This is a genomic window from Teichococcus coralli, from assembly GCF_009829925.1.
Classification (GTDB): Bacteria; Pseudomonadota; Alphaproteobacteria; order Acetobacterales; family Acetobacteraceae; genus Pseudoroseomonas; species Pseudoroseomonas coralli.
Genome location: NZ_SNVJ01000003.1, coordinates 207313 through 223169 on the forward strand (window position 1 = coordinate 207313; position 15857 = coordinate 223169).

Annotated in this window: 17 protein-coding genes and 1 other RNA gene; 9 read left to right on the plus strand and 9 right to left on the minus strand. The window is 71.4% G+C overall.

Features of this window, described 5'->3' with window-relative positions:
* Positions 1–6 precede the first annotated feature (6 nt).
* Both E0493_RS04900 and miaA read right to left on the minus strand, forming a co-directional pair.
* Positions 7–1803: an acetolactate synthase 3 large subunit gene (locus tag E0493_RS04900; RefSeq protein ID WP_160935803.1), complete on the minus strand. Its 1797-nt coding sequence runs from the start codon at positions 1801–1803 to the stop codon at positions 7–9.
* A gap of 60 nt (positions 1804–1863) precedes the next feature.
* Complete coding sequence (gene miaA, locus E0493_RS04905; protein WP_160935804.1) at positions 1864–2862, minus strand: tRNA (adenosine(37)-N6)-dimethylallyltransferase MiaA; 999 nt, start codon at positions 2860–2862, stop codon at positions 1864–1866.
* Between the two features lie 26 nt (positions 2863–2888).
* Between miaA and serB the strand changes: the two genes are divergently transcribed.
* Positions 2889–3779, plus strand: coding sequence for a phosphoserine phosphatase SerB (serB, locus tag E0493_RS04910; RefSeq protein WP_160935805.1), 891 nt, complete (start codon positions 2889–2891; stop codon positions 3777–3779).
* Between the two features lie 218 nt (positions 3780–3997).
* Here the strand turns inward: serB and E0493_RS04915 are convergent, their stop codons facing one another.
* The 4 genes from E0493_RS04915 to hflK all read right to left on the minus strand — a co-directional run bounded on the left by E0493_RS04915 (position 3998) and on the right by hflK (position 7844).
* Positions 3998–5527: a DegQ family serine endoprotease gene (locus E0493_RS04915; protein WP_160935806.1), complete on the minus strand. Its 1530-nt coding sequence runs from the start codon at positions 5525–5527 to the stop codon at positions 3998–4000.
* A gap of 145 nt (positions 5528–5672) precedes the next feature.
* Positions 5673–5867: a DUF2065 family protein gene (locus E0493_RS04920; RefSeq protein ID WP_160935807.1), complete on the minus strand. Its 195-nt coding sequence runs from the start codon at positions 5865–5867 to the stop codon at positions 5673–5675.
* Positions 5868–5877: 10 nt separating this feature from the next.
* Entirely contained in the window at positions 5878–6819 is a 942-nt protein-coding gene (hflC, locus tag E0493_RS04925) for a protease modulator HflC (RefSeq protein WP_160935808.1), read from the minus strand.
* Positions 6816–7844: an FtsH protease activity modulator HflK gene (hflK, locus tag E0493_RS04930; protein ID WP_408888456.1), complete on the minus strand. Its 1029-nt coding sequence runs from the start codon at positions 7842–7844 to the stop codon at positions 6816–6818. The genes hflC and hflK overlap by 4 nt, the downstream gene beginning before the upstream one ends.
* Positions 7845–8233: 389 nt before the next feature.
* Between hflK and E0493_RS04935 the strand changes: the two genes are divergently transcribed.
* Positions 8234–9427 (plus strand): Mrp/NBP35 family ATP-binding protein, encoded by a 1194-nt coding sequence (locus E0493_RS04935; RefSeq protein ID WP_160935810.1) that lies wholly within the window; start codon positions 8234–8236, stop codon positions 9425–9427.
* A gap of 142 nt (positions 9428–9569) precedes the next feature.
* On the opposite strand, the gene E0493_RS04940 is transcribed toward E0493_RS04935, so the two are convergent.
* The 3 genes from E0493_RS04940 to thyX are packed head-to-tail and all read right to left on the minus strand — an operon-like array spanning position 9570 to position 11090.
* Positions 9570–9806, minus strand: a complete 237-nt coding sequence (locus E0493_RS04940) for a hypothetical protein (RefSeq protein WP_160935811.1) — start codon at positions 9804–9806, stop codon at positions 9570–9572.
* 22 nt (positions 9807–9828) lie between these two features.
* Positions 9829–10140 carry a hypothetical protein gene (locus E0493_RS04945; protein ID WP_160935812.1) on the minus strand — a complete coding sequence of 104 codons (312 nt, stop codon included), beginning with the start codon at positions 10138–10140 and terminating at the stop codon, positions 9829–9831.
* An 11-nt stretch (positions 10141–10151) separates the two neighbouring features.
* Positions 10152–11090 (minus strand): FAD-dependent thymidylate synthase, encoded by a 939-nt coding sequence (thyX, locus tag E0493_RS04950; RefSeq protein ID WP_160935813.1) that lies wholly within the window; start codon positions 11088–11090, stop codon positions 10152–10154.
* A gap of 137 nt (positions 11091–11227) precedes the next feature.
* Here thyX and ssrA point away from each other — a divergent pair.
* The 7 genes from ssrA (at position 11228) to E0493_RS23035 (ending at position 15771) form a co-directional block, all read left to right on the plus strand.
* Positions 11228–11556, plus strand: a transfer-messenger RNA (tmRNA) gene (ssrA, locus tag E0493_RS04955).
* 87 nt (positions 11557–11643) lie between these two features.
* Positions 11644–12183 (plus strand): SspB family protein, encoded by a 540-nt coding sequence (locus E0493_RS04960; protein WP_160935814.1) that lies wholly within the window; start codon positions 11644–11646, stop codon positions 12181–12183.
* A 202-nt stretch (positions 12184–12385) separates the two neighbouring features.
* On the plus strand, positions 12386–14029 hold the full coding sequence (locus tag E0493_RS04965; protein ID WP_160935924.1) for a fumarate hydratase: 1644 nt from the start codon (positions 12386–12388) through the stop codon (positions 14027–14029).
* Between the two features lie 54 nt (positions 14030–14083).
* Entirely contained in the window at positions 14084–14338 is a 255-nt protein-coding gene (locus E0493_RS04970; protein ID WP_160935815.1) for a DUF1272 domain-containing protein, read from the plus strand.
* The gene (locus E0493_RS04975) at positions 14335–14727 is read left to right on the plus strand and encodes a RidA family protein (RefSeq protein ID WP_160935816.1); all 393 of its coding nucleotides are present in this window, start codon (positions 14335–14337) and stop codon (positions 14725–14727) included. Before E0493_RS04970 ends, E0493_RS04975 begins: the two co-directional genes overlap by 4 nt.
* 3 nt (positions 14728–14730) lie before the next feature.
* A complete protein-coding gene (locus tag E0493_RS04980; RefSeq protein ID WP_160935817.1) occupies positions 14731–15135 on the plus strand; it encodes a VOC family protein in 405 nt (134 codons plus the stop codon).
* 87 nt (positions 15136–15222) lie between these two features.
* Positions 15223–15771: a hypothetical protein gene (locus tag E0493_RS23035; RefSeq protein WP_202396913.1), complete on the plus strand. Its 549-nt coding sequence runs from the start codon at positions 15223–15225 to the stop codon at positions 15769–15771.
* The last annotated feature ends 86 nt before the right edge of the window (positions 15772–15857 follow it).

The following is a 15857-nucleotide window of genomic DNA, read 5'->3' on the forward strand; positions in this document are numbered from 1 at the left end:
GCCGGCTCAGACCAGCGCCGTCCCTTCATCCGTCACGCCCGCGCCGCCGGCGATCTGCCCGGAGGCCAGCAGCATCTCGTTGTGCGCAGCGCCCGAGGGGATCATCGGGAAGACGTTCTCCTTCGGGTCCACGGCAACGTCCACGATCACCGGCCGGTCGATGGCGATCATCTCGCGGATGACGCGGTCCAGGTCGTCCGCGCTTTCCGCCCGCATGCCGACGCCGTGGAAGCTCTCGGCGAGCTTCACGAAGTCGGGCAACGCCTCGCTGTAGCTCTCGGAGTAGCGGCCGCCATGCAGCAGCTCCTGCCACTGGCGCACCATGCCCATGTACTGGTTGTTCAGGATGAACACCTTCACCGGCAGGCGGTACTGCGCCAGCGTCGCCATCTCCTGGATGTTCATCAGGATCGAGGCCTCGCCGGCGATGTCGATCACCAGCGCGTCCGGGTGCGCGACCTGCACGCCCATCGCCGCCGGCAGGCCATAGCCCATGGTGCCGAGGCCGCCCGAGGTCATCCAGCGGTTCGGCTTCTCGAAGCCGAAATACTGCGCCGCCCACATCTGGTGCTGGCCGACCTCGGTGGTGATGAAGGTCTCGCGGCCCGTCTCCAGCGTCAGCTCGTAGAGCCGCTTCACCGCGTGCTGCGGCTTGATCAGGCTGCCTTCCTGCACGTAGCGCAGGCATTTCGTCTCGCGCCAGGCGTCGATCTGCCGCCACCAGGCGGCCATCGCCTCGCGGTCCTGCCGGGCATCGTCATCTTCCCAGGCGGCGATCAGCGCGCGCAGCACGGAGGCCGCGTCGCCCACGATCGGCACCTCCACCTTGACGTTCTTGTTGATCGAGGAAGGATCAATGTCGGCGTGGATCTTCACCGCGTCCGGCGCGAAGGCGTTGAGCCGGCCGGTCACGCGGTCATCGAAACGGGCGCCGATGTTGAACATCACGTCGCACCCGTGCATGGCGAGGTTCGCCTCGTAGGTGCCGTGCATGCCCAGCATGCCCAGGAACTGCGGGTCGCTGGCGGGGAAAGCGCCGAGGCCCATCAGCGTGTTGGTGCAGGGCAGGCCCGCCATGCGGACGAACTTCGCCAGCAGTTCCGAGGCCTCGGGGCCGGCATTGATGACCCCGCCGCCGGAATAGACCACCGGGCGCCTGGCCTCCTTCAGCAGCCGCACCGCCTTGCGGATCTGCGCCATGTCCGGCTCGGTCTGCGGGCGATAGGAGCGGTGCTCCTGCGTCGGCGGCGGCGCGTAGCGGCCCTTGCCGATCAGGATGTCCTTCGGCAGGTCGATCACCACCGGGCCGGGGCGGCCGGAGCGCGCCACATAGAAGGCGTCGTGCACCGTCCGGGCCAGGTCCTCCATCCGCTTCACCAGGTAGTTGTGCTTGGTGGCGGGGCGGGTAATGCCGGTGGTGTCGGCCTCCTGGAAGGCGTCGTTGCCGATCAGGTGCGTCGGCACCTGGCCGGTCAGGCAGACGACGGGAATGCTGTCCATCAGCGCGTCCACCAGCCCGGTCACGGCATTGGTGGCGCCGGGGCCGGAGGTGACGAGCACGCAGCCCACCTTGCCGGTGGAGCGGGCATAGCCCTCGGCCGCGTGCACTGCCGCCTGCTCGTGCCGCACCAGGATGTGGCGGATGGCGTTCTGCTGGAAGATGGCGTCGTAGATCGGGAGTACCGCGCCGCCGGGATAGCCGAAGATAACCTCTACGCCCTGCTCCTTCAACGCGCGCAGGACAATCTCGGCACCCGTCATGATCTGGGTGTCGGACGCGGCGGGAAGGTTGGCAGCAGACATGATGGCTTCTGGCTTTCCTGCGGGGCGGTGTTGCCGGGCGTTCCTGCCCGGGCCCCCGATCTACGCCCCCTCCCCGCCCCCGTCAACGCGGGAGCGAACAAACGAGAAAATTTCCCCACGCTCTCTTTCTGAAAATTGCTCCATTCCCGCCACCCGCGCATGGATCGTATGCGTTTCGCTGGGAGCAGCCAGCGGCTGGTGGCGGAACCAGGTAGCCTGCCGCTTGGTGTACTGCCCGGTGACGAGGCAGGCCCGCTCCCCGGCCTGCTCCGGCGTGAGCCGCCCGGCCAGCAGGGCGGACAGTTCCGGCACGCCATGCGCGCGCATCGCCGGCAAGGCGGGGTCGAGGCGGCGCGCCACCAGGGCCCGCACCTCCTCCACCGCGCCGGCGCGCAGCATGGCCTCCCAGCGCTGCCGTATGGCGGCCCGGAGGGCGTCGCGCGGGGGGTCCAGCCGCAGCGCGGCGAAGCGCCAGGGGACTCCGCCCAGCCGCGCCGGGCCGGTGCCCGGCTCCCGCTGCCAGGAGGCCAGCCCCCGCCCGGTGCCGCGCCAGACCTCGAAGGCACGGGCGAGGCGCTGGCTGTCGCTGGGGCGCAGGCGGGCGGCGGTTTCCGGATCGGCGGCGGCGAGCAGGGCATGCAGCGCGGCCGGACCCTTCTCCGCCAGCAGCGCCCGTGCCTCCTCCCGCGCGTGAGGCGGGATTTCCGGCACGGGCGCGATGCCCTCGGTGAGGGAGCGGAAGTAGAGCCCGGTGCCGCCGCAGAGGATCGGCAGGCGCCCTGCCGCGCGCGCCGACGCCAGCTCGGCCAGGGCCTGCCCGCGCCACCAGGCCACGCTGGCGGCCTCGGCCGGGTCGCGCACCCCGTAGAGGCGGTGCGGCGCCCGCGCCTGCTCCTGCGCGGAGGGCTGCGCCGTCAGCACTTCCAGCCCGGCATAGATCTGCATGCTGTCGGCGTTGATGATCGCGCCGCCCAGGTGCCCGGCAAGGCCGAGGGCCAGCGCGGACTTGCCGCTGGCCGTCGGGCCGGCCACCAGCAGCGCGAAAGGTTGCCTGCTCATGCGCGCGCGGGCATGGTCCGCTCCCCATGCAGCATGTGCTCACCCTGATCGCGCCCGCAGGCCAACTGCCGGCGCCCCTCATCGCGCGGGTCCGCTCCGCGCTGGTCACCCTCGGCGCCAATGCCGGCAGCGCGGACTGGCTGGCCGCGGAGGAGGCCGCGGACCTGCCCTTCGACGGGCTGGCCCCCGAGCAGGCCCAGGCCGCCGCCGCCCGCGTCTTCGAGGGCGCGCCGGTGGACAGCATCGCCCAGCCGGCGGAGGGACGCCGCAAGCGGCTGCTGATCGCCGACATGGACAGCACCATCGTCACCAGCGAGACGCTGGACGAGCTGGCCGCCTATGCCGGGCTGAAGGAGCGCGTGGCCGAGATCACCCGCCGCAGCATGAACGGCGAGATCGACTTCGCCACCGCCCTGCGGGAACGCGTGGCAATGCTGAAGGGCCTCGCCCTCGCGGCGCTGGAGGCCACCTGGGCCGACACGCACCTGATGCCGGGCGCCACGGCGCTGGTCCGCACCATGGTGGCGAACGGCGCGCATTGCGCCCTGGCCTCGGGCGGCTTCACCTGGTTCACCAGCCGGGTGGCGGAAAAGGTCGGCTTCACCAGCCACCATGCCAATCTCCTGGAGGATGACGGCAGCAGCCTGACCGGCACCGTGGCCGAGCCGGTCTTCGACCGGCATGCCAAGCTCACCACGCTGAAGCAGCTGGCGGCCGAGCTGGGCCTGCCGCTCACCGACACGCTGGCCGTTGGCGATGGCGCCAACGACCTGGACATGCTGGCCGCGGCGGGGCTTGGCGTGGCCTACCACGCCAAGCCGGTGGTCGCTGCCGCGGCGCGCGTGCGGGTGGATCATGCGGATCTGCGGGCCCTGCTGTTCGCGCAAGGATATCGCGCAGCCGAGTTCGTCGCGTAAGCCCATGAAAAAGGCCCGCAGGAAAATCCGGGCCGGAACCTGGCGGGGCGGTGAAAAGGTCGGGGGAGCGAACTCCCCCAGACCTCCTCCCTTTTCTGCCAGTCAGAGCCGAGATCCTCACCCGCGCGCCCAAACCGACAGAAAGAAGAAGAGGAGGGCCGGGGGAGAATTCGTTTTCCCCCGGGATCAGCTTCCCCTGGGATCAGCCTTCCCCGGGATCAGCCCGGGCTGCCGTTCTTGCCCTCGGGCGCCAGGCGCAGGGGCACGAAGCGCTGGCCCTGGCCGTTCTCGATCAGCAGCAGCGCCGTTGGGCGGTTCTGCCGGCGCAGGCGGGCGATCTGCTCCTGCACCTCCTGCGGCGTGGTGACGCGGTTCTGCTGCACCTCGACGATCAGGTCGCCGGCGGTGAGCCCGCGCTCGGCCGCGCTGCTGCCCGGCTCCACCTCGGTGACGACCACGCCGCGCGCATCCTCCTTCAGGCTGAAGCGGTCGCGCGTCTCGGCCGAAAGCGGGGCAACCTTCATGCCCAGGCCGGAGAGCGCCATGGCTCCGCCGGCGCGCGGCTGCTGCGGAGCGGCCTGGGCGGCGGCCTGCTGCTGCTCGGCCGGCAGTTCGGCGACGGTCACCTGGAGCGTCTCCTGCTTGCCGTTGCGCCAGACCGTCACCGGCACGGCGGTGCCCACCTTGGTCTCGGCCACGATGCGCGGCAGGGCGCGCATCTCCTGCACCTCGTGCCCGTTGAAGCTCAGGATCACGTCGCCGTTCTGGATGCCGGCCTTGGCGGCGGGGCCGTCCTCCTGCGCCCGCGCCACCAGGGCGCCGCGCGCATGGCCCTGGAGGCCAAGGCTCTCGGCGATCTCGTCCGTCACCTGCTGGATGTTCACGCCCAGCCAGCCGCGCCGCACCTTTCCGCTGTCCACCAGCTGGGCGACGATGTTCTTGGCCAGGTTGGCGGGAATGGCGAAGCCGATGCCGATCGAGCCGCCGGAGGGCGAGACGATGGCGGTGTTGATGCCGATCACCTCGCCCTTGGTGTTGAACAGCGGGCCGCCGGAGTTGCCGCGGTTGATGGCGGCGTCGGTCTGGATGAAGTCGTCATAGGGGCCGGCATTGATGTTGCGGCCGCGCGCCGAGACGATGCCCGAGGTGACGCTGCCGCCGAAGCCCAGCGGGTTGCCGATGGCCAGCACCCAGTCGCCCACCTCGGCGCTGTCGGAATCGCCGAACCCCACCACCGGCAGCGGCTTGTCGGACTTCACGCGGAGCACGGCGAGGTCGGTGCGCTGGTCCACGCCGACCAGCTCGGCCTTGAGCGTGGTGTTGTCCTGCAGCACGACGTTGATCTCGTCCGCGCCGTCAATGACGTGGTTGTTGGTCACCACGATGCCGCCGGCATCGATGATGAAGCCCGAGCCCTGGCTCTGCTGCCGGCGCGGCGGCTGGCCTGGCCGGCTGCCCGGCGGCCGCATGCGCTCCATGAAGTCGCGGAACAGCTCCTCGAAGGGGCTGCCGGGCGGGAACTGCGGCATCTCCGGCGCATCCGGGCGGTTGCCGCCGGCCTGCAGGGTCTGGCTGGTCTGGATGTTGACCACCGAGGGCAGCAGGCGGCGCGCCAGCGGGGCGAAGCTCTCCGGCAGCCGCTCCGTCAGCGCCTGCGGCACCTGCGCCGGCTGGGCCGAGGCGGACGGCGGCAGGACGAGCGGCGCCGCGGCGACCGTGGCACTCAGGATCAGGGTGGCGACACGCATCGGCAAACCTCGCTTGGGAGACGATCCGGGCCACGGCCCGGCAGACGTGAAGATGGGGCAGCCCGGGCAGGAGCGGAAGGGCGGCGGCGCCCGCGCCCGGTGGAAAAGCAGGCGGCTTCCCGCCCCGGCGGCCCCAGGGATGGTCTCAGTGGCGCACCAGCAGCGTGGCCAGCGCGATCCCGGCCGCCGCCACGGCCAGCCCGGCGAGGCGGAGCCTTTCCGGCGGCAGGCCCGTGATGCCGGCGAGGGCGCGCTGCATGGCCGCCGGAAAGGCTGCGTAGAGCAGCCCCTCCAGCGCCAGCACAACCGCCCCGCCGGCGATGAGTTGCAGCAGGCTCAAGGCGCGCGGCTCACCGGGCCGGCGCCGCGCCCTGCGGCTGTGGCTGCGGCGAGGCCGGGGCGCCGCCGGCCGCACCCAGGCCGGAGCCATCCGGCCGGCTCTGCCGGAAGTAGCGGAAGAACTCCGAATCCGGCGTCAGCACCAGGCGGGTGTCGCCCTCGGACAGCGCCTCCCGGTAGGCCTGCATGGAGCGGTAGAAGCTCCAGAAGCTGGGGTCGCGCTGCGCCGCTTCGGCGAAGAGGCGGATCGCCTCCTCGTCGCCCTGGCCGCGCAGCGTGTCGGCCTGGGCCTGGCTCTCGGCCAGCAACACGGTGCGCTCGCGGTCGGCCTGCGCGCGGACGCGCGCCGCGACCTCGGCACCCTCCGCCCGCGCCTCGCGCGCCACGCGCTCGCGCTCGGATTGCATGCGGTTCAGGATCGCCTGGGTGTTCTCGTCCGGCAGGTCGGTGCGGCGGATGCGCACGTCCTCGATGGCCACGCCGAAGCTCTTGGCCTCCGCGTTCACCTGGCGCTGGATCTCGTTCATGATCCGCGCCCGCTCGCTGGACAGCACGGCCATCAGCGTCTCGCTGCCGAGCACGCGGCGCATCGAGGAGGCCACGATGGAGGAGAGGCGGGCGCGGATGCCGCTCTCCTGCGTGCCCGCCGTCTGGAAGTAGAGCAGCGGATCGGTGATGCGGAAGCGGGTGAAGGTGTCCACGATCAGCCGGCGCTGGTCGGCGAGGATGACCTCCTCGCCGGGCGTGTCGTAGTCCAGCAGGCGGCTGTCGAAGCTGCTCACCGTCTGGATGAAGGGGATCTTCACGTGCAGGCCGGGTTCCTTGATCACCCGGATCGGCTGGCCGAGCTGCGTGATCAGGACCTGCTCGGTCTCCCGCACCGTGAAGAGGGCGGAAAGCGCCGTCACCAGCGCCACGAGGATGACGCCGCCCAGCAGCAGCATGCGGTTCATCGGCTGGCTCCCTGCGAGGCCTGCGGCTGCGCCGGCGCGTTGTTCAGCGCGGAGGGCGGCACGGGCGGGCGTGCCGGCTGCTGCGGTCCCGCCGTTCCGGCGGGGCGGCTTGCGCCGTCCAGCGGCAGGTAGGGCACGATGCCCTGCAGGCGGTCATCCACCAGCAGCTTCGGGTTGCGGCGCAGGATCTCCTCCATCGTCTCCATGTAGAGGCGGCGGATCGTCACGTCCTTGGCGCCCTGGTAGGCGGAGAGGACGCTCAGGAAGCGGGCGGCCTCACCACGGGCGCGGGCGATCTGGCTTTCCTTGTAGCCTTCCGCCTCCTGGATCAGCCGTTGTCCCTCGCCGCGGGCGCGGGGGATGATGTCGTTGCGGTAGGTCTCGGCCTCGTTGCGCAGCCGCTCGCGGTCGGCGTTGGCGCGCTGCACGTCGCGGAAGGTGTCGATCACCTCGGTGGGCGGGTCCACCTTCAGCAGCTGCACCTGGGTGATCTCGACGCCCGACTTGTACTGGTCGAGGATGAACTGCACCCCGGTGCGGACGCGGCTCTCGATCTCGGCGCGCGCCTCGGTCAGCGCCGGCTGGATCGGCGTCTGGCCGACCACCTCGCGCATCACGCTTTCCGCCCCGGACTTCACCGTCTGCTCGGGGTTGCGGGTGTTGAACAGGAACTCGCCGGCGTCCCGGATGCGCCAGAACACCGCGAAGTCGATGTCGATGATGTTCTCGTCGCCGGTCAGCATCAGGCTTTCCTCGACCACGTCGCGCGATGGCACGGGGCGGGTCAGCGGCGCGTCGCCGGCGGCGCGGAAGCCGATGTCGATGCGGTTGATGCGCGTCACCCGCGGGGTGGTGACGCTCTCGACCGGCCAGGGGATGTGGTAGTTCAGGCCCGGCTGGGTGGTGCGGTCGAAGGCGCCGAAGCGCATCACCACGCCCTGCTCATCGGGCTGCACGCGGTAGATGCCGCTGGCGGCCCAGAGGCCCAGCACCACCACGGCGCCGATGCCGAGCCACCTGCCCATGCCGCCGCCACCGCCCGGCAGAAAGCGGCGCAGAACCTCCTGCGCCTGGCGGATCGCCTCGTCCAGGTCAGGGCCGCCGCCGGGACCACGCCCACCGCCGCCGCCGCCCTGAGGCGGCTGCCCCCAGGGTCCGCCGGGGCGAGGATTGCCCCACGGGCTGCCTCCCGGACCGGATCCGCCTTGATTGTTCCAGGGCATAGGCTGGCTGGTCTCCCCTCTTTCCACTCGTTCCCGGCCGCGGACGCTTGCGCGAAGGCGGTGCATGCGCGACAGGGTCGAACCATATGTCGCCCTGTCCGGGCCGGGCGCAATGCGCAACATGAATTCGGCGCAATGCAATCCGACGGGGGCTTGGCCGATATTGTCCGCGAGCGAGGGGTTTTCAAGCGATGTCGGAAACACTGACCGAGGCGGTGCGGACCGCGTTGCGCGCGGTGCGCGACCCGCAGACGGGGCAGGACGTGGTCGCCGCCGGCATGCTGCAGGGCCTCTCCGCGCGCGACGGGATGGTGCAGTTCGCGCTCGCCGTGCCGCGCGAGCAGGCGCGCGCCCTGGAGCCGCTGCGCGCGGCGGCGGAGCGCGCGGCGGCGGCGGTGCCCGGCGTGCTTTCCGCCACCTGCGTGCTGACCGCGCACCGCGACATCCAGGCCGCGCCGGCGCAGGGGGGGCATCGCCCCGCCGCCGCGCCGGGCCTGCCGCCGGCCGGCGGCCCCTCGCCCGCGCTCGGCCCCTCCGCTGGCCCTTCCCCAGGCGCCGCCCGCGCCAGCCGCCCGGCGCCGGGCCAGGGGCCGATGCTGCTGCCGGAGGTCGGCGCCATTGTCGCCGTCGCCTCCGGCAAGGGCGGCGTTGGCAAGTCCACCACGGCGGTGAACCTCGCCGTGGCGCTCGCCGCCGACGGGCTGCGGGTCGGGCTGCTGGATGCCGACATCTACGGACCCTCCCTGCCGCAGATGCTCGGCACCCGCGAGCGGCCGCGCGCCACCGGCGGGCGCATCCTGCCGCTCTCCCGCTGGGGGCTGAAGGCCATGTCCATCGGCTTCCTCGTGGAGGAGGAGACGCCGATGATCTGGCGCGGCCCGATGGTGATGGGCGCGCTGGAGCAGATGCTCGGCCAGGTGGAATGGGGGCCGCTCGACGTGCTGGTGGTGGACATGCCGCCCGGCACCGGCGACGCGCAGCTCACCATGAGCCAGCGGGTGCCGCTGGCCGGCGCCGTGATCGTTTCCACGCCGCAGGACGTGGCGCTGATCGACGCCCGGCGCGGGGTGCGGATGTTCGAGAAGGTGAGCGTGCCCGTGCTCGGGCTGATCGAGAACATGTCCTACTACTGCTGCCCGAACTGCGGACACACCGCCAACATCTTCGGCCATGGCGGCGCCCGCGCCGAGGCGGAGCGGATGGGCGTGGAGTTCCTGGGCGAGCTGCCGCTGAAGCTGGAGATCCGCGAGCTGGCGGACGCCGGCACGCCGATCGTCATGGCGAAGCCGGAGAGCGATGAGGCCGGGCGCTACCGCGGCATCGCCCGGCGCCTGCGGGGGAAGCTGGCGGCACGCCCGGCGGCGCCGAAGATCGTGGTGGAATGAAGGAACAGGCTGGGGGCAGGGATTCCCCTCGCCCCCTTCCGTTTCCCCCGCCTTCGCGCGCTGGCGGCCAGCGCCGCACCACGGCCGACAAAAGGAAGATGGCGGGTTCGGGGGAAATTCCTTCCCCCCGACCTGCTGCCGCTCAGCGCGGGTGCAGCGCGCCGTCTTCCTGTTGCCGTTTCCGGCCGTAGCGGTAGCCGACATAGAGCGCGCCGACCACCAGCAGCGCCAGCGGCGCATCGTGCAGCACGAAGGTGATGACGCCCCAGATCAGCGCCAGCACCAGCCAGACCAACCAGAGGCCGAAGGACAACGAGGCGATGACCAGCATCGCCGGGAAGCCCAGCAGAAGCAGCACGGCAAGAAGCAGCCAGACCATCGCAGAACCCCTTCCCGGCCGCTCAACCCTGTTGCGCGCGGCCCTTGCGCGGTGCCGGCCCGGCCAGGCGGCGGGGCGCGGTGGCGCGGCCGAGCGCGAAGCCGCCGCAGCCCGTCAGCAGCAGCAGGGCCCCGAGATCGCCCAGCATCGCATGCGCCAGCGGCACGCCGATCAGCAGCACCGCCACACAGATGATGACGGCGAGCCACCGGCGCCAGGGGAAATCGTGCAGCCAGCGCCGCAGGCCGCCTCCGCCCAGCCTGGCGCGGCCGCCCGCAGGCTTCCGCCGGGCCGGTGCGCCGGCGGGGCGCGCGGAGCGCGGGGGAGCGGCCATGGCGGGAAAGCTCAGGCCGGACGGCCGAGCTGCTCCATCAGCTCCCGCCATTCGCGCCTGGAAAGGCCGCTGCCGGCCTGCTCCACCGCCTCACCGGCCAGCAGGCGCTTCACCACCTCCAGCATCTGCGCCGAGAACGTCACGGCGCCGAGCCGGTAGTCGCGGAAGGCCTCGGCCACCGCCGGCACCCAGGCTTCCAGCGAGGCCATCATCACCTCGGCATAGGCGCGGATCTCGTACTGCGCGTGCGGATCGCCCCTCAGGCTCAGGAAGTTCAGCAGGTTGTGCAGGTCGGTCTTCCAGTACCACTGGGTATAGGCGTTCAGCGTCAGGTTCATCCGCGCCAGCTCGCGCGCCAGGCCCTGGCGGGCGGGGTCGAGCACCTTGCCCTCCTCGTCCGCGTTCAGCATCTCCTGGTAGTGGTCGTAGTTGCGCAGGGAATCCTCGCGCAGCAGGTCCAGCACATGCGCCGCCTCGGCGCCCTGCAGCACCTCGCCCCGGCCCTGGCGGTTGCTGGCGGACTGCGCCGCCAGGTGCTCCGGCGCGGGCAGGTAGAACTCGCGGTCCATGATCGAGTAGCGCGCGGAGTATTCGTTGACGTTCGCGGTGCGGTGGCGGATCCACTGCCGCGCCACGAAGATCGGCAGCTTCACGTGGTACTTGATCTCGCACATCTCGAAGGGCGTGGAGTGGCGGTGCCGCATCAGGTAGCGGATCAGCCCGCGGTCCTCCAGCACGGCCTTGGTGCCGCGCCCGTAGGAAACGCGGGCGGCCTGCACCACGGCGGCGTCGTCGCCCATGTAGTCCACCACCCGGACGAAGCCGTGGTCGAGCACCGGCACCGGCTCGAACAGCATGGCCTCCAGCGCCGGCACGGTGGGGCGCCGGGTTTCCGCCCGCGCCGCCTTCGCCTCGGCCAGCTCCTGAAGCTGCGCTGCCGTAAGTGCCATCTGGGAAACATCCTCAAGTCTGGAGTCCGCGGCCAGGCGTGCCGCGCGTCGCGCCGGGGTGTAGCCGGGGGCGGTGGGGCGCGGCAACAAGGGCACGCGCCGGCCAGCTCCGGCATGGCCGAAAAAGGCGGCCCTCCCCCCTCGCAATCGGGCGAGGGAGGGTCTATATCCGGCCTGCTCGCCTTCGGGCGGCTATGGCGATAAACGGCGTGTGGAATAAGCGTTGCGGACCCGGGGGCAGTGCCCGGCGTCTCCACCAGTTTTGGCCCAGGCCTCGGCCTGTGGCTCGCATGGGGACGAAACAGGCTCGACGCGCGCGGTAAAGACCCGTCTTTTGCCCGGCATTGTACCACCGTCATCGGGCTATATCACAAGTGCCAACGATAACAGCCGCGAGGCTGTGGCGCTCGCTGCCTAAATAGGTAAGCGCGGTCCGGGGGGAACCGGGCAACAGAATCCCCCCACTTCGTTTTCTGGCTGCGCCTACTTTCCGCTGATTGCCGGCACCGCTATGGGTCTTCCATTGTTTCGGGCGTCCGGTGGGGTGGAGTGCATGACTGAAGACAACAAGCCAGTGGAAAGCCTGCTACCCTACGATCGCTGGACCGAGGAGGCGATGCGTGAGGTGGCGCTGAAGGCGCTCGAACACGCTGGCGCCAACGGCCTGCCCGGCGAGCACCACTTCTACCTGACCTTCCGCACCGATCATTCCGGCGTGGCGATGCCGGCCCACCTCAAGGCCCGCTACCCCGAGGAAATGACCATCGTCCTCCAGCACCAGTTCTGGGACCTGAAGGTGGAGCGCGAAAAGGGCTTTCTCACCGCCGGCCTCTCCTTCGGCGGGGTGCCCGCCACCCTCACCATTCCCATCAACGCCCTCACCGCCTTCTGGGACCCGCATGTCCGGGTCGGCCTGCGCTTCCCCTCGGCCGAGGCGCCGGCCAAGGCGCCCGGCGAGGAGACAGCGGCCGAGCCGGGTCCGGCGCCCATGGCCGAGCAGGGCGACGAGGCCGACCCGAAGCCGGAGGCCGAGGAAGGCCCGGCCCAGGTGGTCAGCCTCGACGCCTTCCGCCGCCGCCCCTCGCGCGACTGAGTCCTGCCCCTTCCCGGCCGGGCCCCGCGCCCGGTTGGTTTGCCGCGCGGCCTGCGCTACCACTGCCCGCAACCCGACGACGCCGCCGCCCAGGCGACGCCTGCCCTGCCCGTCATGCCGGAGCGTCCCGATGTCCCCTGACGACAACATCCCCCCCGCCGCCCCGCTTTCCGATACCCCGGTCAACGAAACCGATGCCGGGATGCCGGTCTCGCAGCGGCCCGAGAGCTTCCGCTACAGCCCGATGCTGCCGCTCGGCGCGGACAAGACCGCCTACCGGCGCCTCGACATCGAGGGCGTGAAGGCGATCGAGGTCGAGGGCCGCACCGTGCTCAAGGTGTCGCCGCGCGCGCTGGAGGAGCTGGCCTTCGCCGCCTGCAGGGAGGTGTCCCACTTCCTGCGTTCGGGCCACCTGGAGCAGCTGGCGAAGATCCTGACGGACCCCGAGGCCAGCGCCAACGACCGCTTCGTGGCGCTCGACCTGCTGAAGAACGCCTCCATCGCCGCCGGCGGCGTGCTGCCGATGTGCCAGGACACCGGAACCGCCATCGTCTTCGGCAAGAAGGGCCAGCGGGTCTGGGTCGAGGGCGACGAGGAGGAGGCACTCTCCTACGGCGTCCACCGCACCTATACCGAGACCAACCTGCGCTACTCGCAGATGGCGCCGCTCTCGACCTTCGAGGAGGTCAACACCGGCAACAACCTGCCGGTGCAGTTCGACATCTACGCCGCGCCCGGCGACCACCACGCCGACGAGTTCCACCTGATGTTCGTGCTGAAGGGCGGCGGCTCGGCCAACAAGACCTTCCTCTACCAGCAGACCCGTGCCGTGCTGCACAAGGAGAAGCTGCTGAAGTTCCTGGAGGAGAAGATCAAGACGCTGGGCACCAGCGCCTGCCCGCCCTACCACCTGGCCATCGTCCTCGGCGGCACCTCGGCCGAGACCACGCTGAAGACGGTGAAGCTCGCCTCCACCCGCTACCTGGACGAACTGCCGACCACCGGCGACCGCTCCGGCCACGGCCTGCGCGACCCGGAGCTGGAGGCCGAGATCCACAAGCTGACGCAGAACCTCGGCATCGGCGCGCAGTTCGGCGGCAAGTATTTCTGCCACGACGTGCGGGTGATCCGCCTGCCCCGCCACGGCGCCTCGCTGCCGATCGGCATCGGCGTCTCCTGCTCGGCCGACCGGCAGATCAAGGCCAAGATCACCCGGGACGGCGTGTTCATCGAGGCGCTGGAGCATGATCCGGCCCGCTTCCTGCCCGAGACCACGGACGAGATCCTGGGCGGCGAGGTGGTCAAGATCGACCTCAACCGGCCGATGGACGAGATCCGCGCCGAGCTGTCGCGGCATCCGGTGAAGACGCGCGTCTCGCTGACCGGCACCATCGTGGTGGCGCGCGACATCGCCCATGCCAAGCTGCAGGAGCGGCTGGACCGTGGCGAGGGCCTGCCGCAGTACATCAAGGACCACCCGGTCTACTACGCCGGGCCCGCCAAGACGCCGGAGGGCATGCCCACCGGCTCCTTCGGCCCCACCACCGCCGGGCGCATGGACAGCTACGTGGCCGGCTTCCAGGCCGCCGGCGGCTCGTTGGTGATGCTGGCCAAGGGCAACCGCTCCAAGGCCGTGCGGGACGCCTGCAGGGCGCATGGCGGCTTCTACCTGGGCTCGGTCGGCGGTCCCGCCGCCCGGCTGGCGCAGGACTGCATCCGCAAGGTCGAGGTACTGGAATATCCGGAACTCGGCATGGAGGCGATCTGGAAGGTCCAGGTCGAGGACTTCCCGGCCTTCATCGTCGTGGACGACAAGGGCAACGACTTCTACGACGGCCTGGAGTGAGTCGCGGCGCGACTCGGCCATGGCCGGGTCGCGCCACCCCGGGGAGGTGAGGCGATGCTGGAGCTGAGGCCCAACTGCGAGTGCTGCGACCGCGACCTGCCGCCGGACTCCCGCCTCGCCCTGATCTGCTCGTTCGAATGCACCTTCTGCCGGGACTGCGCCGAGGCGCGGCTCGGCGGGCGCTGCCCGAACTGCGGCGGCGAGCTGCTGGCGCGGCCGGTGCGCCCGGCGGAAAAGCTGGCGCGCTTTCCGGCCGCCACCGAGCGCCGGCACCGGCCCGAGCGCTGCGCCGGCGGGGCCGCCGCATGAGCCGGCGCCTGATCTCCTCCGGCAGCCCCTTCGAGGAGCGGATCGGCTATTCCCGCGCCGTGGTGGCGGGGGACACCGTCTACGTCTCCGGCACCACCGGCTACGACTATGCCAGCATGACCATCGCGGAGGGCGTGGTGGAGCAGTGCGAGCAGACCTTCCGCAACATCGCCGCCGCCCTGGCCGAGGCGGGCGCGGCGATGGAGGATGTGGTGCGCGTCACCTACATCGTGCCGCGGCGCGAGGACTGGGAGCCCTGCTGGCCGGTCACGCGCAAATGGCTCGGCACGGCGCGCCCGGCCGCGACGCTGCTCCATGCCGGGCTGCAGGCCGAGGCAATGCGGATCGAAATCGAGGTCACGGCGCGCATCGGCGCCAGGAAGGAGTAAGGCATGCGCTTCGCGGTAGACCGGCTCGACCACCTGGTGATCACCTGCCGGGACGTGGACGTGAGCGCCTCGTGGTACCAGCGGGTGCTGGGAATGGAGCGGGAGGCCTTCGGCGAGCAGCGGCGCAACGCGCTGCGCTTCGGCGGCCAGAAGATCAACCTGCGCCCGCAGACGGCGACGCAGGAGGAATGGTTCACCGGCACCGCCGCCGCGCCGGGCACGCAGGACCTTTGCTTCATTGTCGCGGTCACCGCGGAGGACGTCATCGCCCACCTGCACGAGTGCGGCGTGACCATCGAGAAGGGGCCGGTGCCAAAGGCCGGGGCGCTCGGCCCGATCACCTCGGTGTATTGCCGCGACCCCGATGAAAACCTCATCGAAATCGCCACTTATGGGCCGGCCGCCTGAGCGGCGGCCATGATCATACCCTGGCTTCGCCATAATCCCGCGCCGATCCGGGGTATGATGCCAGGGTCAGGCCCGGAGGGCACCACGATGAAACCGATCCGTTCGCTGTTCCTTGCCAGTGCGGCCGGCGCCGCGCTGATGCTGGCCAGCCCAGCCGCCCAGGCCGGCGGCTGGCACCGCCATGGCGGCAATGGCGGCGCCGTTGCCGCCGGCGTGATTGGCGGACTGGCGGTGGGCGCGCTGCTTGGCGGCGTGGCCGCGCAGGCCGCGCCGCCGCCGGTGGCCTACTACGCGCCGCCCCCGCCGCCGCCGCCCGCTTACTATTACGCCCCCCCGCCGGTGGCCTATTACGCGCCGCCCCCGCCGCCGCCTCCGGTGGCCTACTACGCGCCGCCCCCGCCGCCGCCGCCCGCTTACTATTACGCCCCCCCGCCGGTGGCCTATTACGCGCCGCCCCCGCCGCCGCCTCCGGTGGCCTACTACGCGCCGCCCCCGCCGCCGCCGCCCGCTTACTATTACGCCCCCCCGCCGGTGGCCTATTACGCGCCGCCCCCGCCGCCGCCTCCGGTGGCCTACTACGCGCCGCCCCCGCCGGTGGCCTATTACGCGCCGCCGCCGCGCTACCGGCACTGGTAGCCTCGCCCGGCCCGTCCCCGGACGGGCCGGCTTCCACCTGCGCAACCTGTTCCCGGGCTGCCCGGCTTCCCACCTGCACCTCACCA

What these genes read in the sequence shown, in the direction of transcription:
- miaA (WP_160935804.1), bottom strand. Translation starts at nt 2,862, where the DNA reads ATGAGCAGGCAACCTTTCGCGCTGCTGGTGGCCGGCCCGACGGCCAGC.
- E0493_RS04915 (WP_160935806.1), bottom strand. Translation starts at nt 5,527, where the DNA reads ATGCGTGTCGCCACCCTGATCCTGAGTGCCACGGTCGCCGCGGCGCCG.
- E0493_RS04940 (WP_160935811.1), bottom strand. Translation starts at nt 9,806, where the DNA reads ATGGTCTGGCTGCTTCTTGCCGTGCTGCTTCTGCTGGGCTTCCCGGCG.
- E0493_RS04900 (WP_160935803.1), bottom strand. Translation starts at nt 1,803, where the DNA reads ATGTCTGCTGCCAACCTTCCCGCCGCGTCCGACACCCAGATCATGACG.
- serB (WP_160935805.1), top strand. Translation starts at nt 2,889, where the DNA reads ATGCAGCATGTGCTCACCCTGATCGCGCCCGCAGGCCAACTGCCGGCG.
- E0493_RS04980 (WP_160935817.1), top strand. Translation starts at nt 14,731, where the DNA reads ATGCGCTTCGCGGTAGACCGGCTCGACCACCTGGTGATCACCTGCCGG.
- E0493_RS04965 (WP_160935924.1), top strand. Translation starts at nt 12,386, where the DNA reads ATGCCGGTCTCGCAGCGGCCCGAGAGCTTCCGCTACAGCCCGATGCTG.
- hflC (WP_160935808.1), bottom strand. Translation starts at nt 6,819, where the DNA reads ATGAACCGCATGCTGCTGCTGGGCGGCGTCATCCTCGTGGCGCTGGTG.
- hflK (WP_408888456.1), bottom strand. Translation starts at nt 7,844, where the DNA reads ATGGGCAGGTGGCTCGGCATCGGCGCCGTGGTGGTGCTGGGCCTCTGG.
- thyX (WP_160935813.1), bottom strand. Translation starts at nt 11,090, where the DNA reads ATGGCACTTACGGCAGCGCAGCTTCAGGAGCTGGCCGAGGCGAAGGCG.
- E0493_RS04975 (WP_160935816.1), top strand. Translation starts at nt 14,335, where the DNA reads ATGAGCCGGCGCCTGATCTCCTCCGGCAGCCCCTTCGAGGAGCGGATC.
- E0493_RS04935 (WP_160935810.1), top strand. Translation starts at nt 8,234, where the DNA reads ATGTCGGAAACACTGACCGAGGCGGTGCGGACCGCGTTGCGCGCGGTG.
- E0493_RS04960 (WP_160935814.1), top strand. Translation starts at nt 11,644, where the DNA reads ATGACTGAAGACAACAAGCCAGTGGAAAGCCTGCTACCCTACGATCGC.
- E0493_RS04945 (WP_160935812.1), bottom strand. Translation starts at nt 10,140, where the DNA reads ATGGCCGCTCCCCCGCGCTCCGCGCGCCCCGCCGGCGCACCGGCCCGG.
- E0493_RS04970 (WP_160935815.1), top strand. Translation starts at nt 14,084, where the DNA reads ATGCTGGAGCTGAGGCCCAACTGCGAGTGCTGCGACCGCGACCTGCCG.
- E0493_RS23035 (WP_202396913.1), top strand. Translation starts at nt 15,223, where the DNA reads ATGAAACCGATCCGTTCGCTGTTCCTTGCCAGTGCGGCCGGCGCCGCG.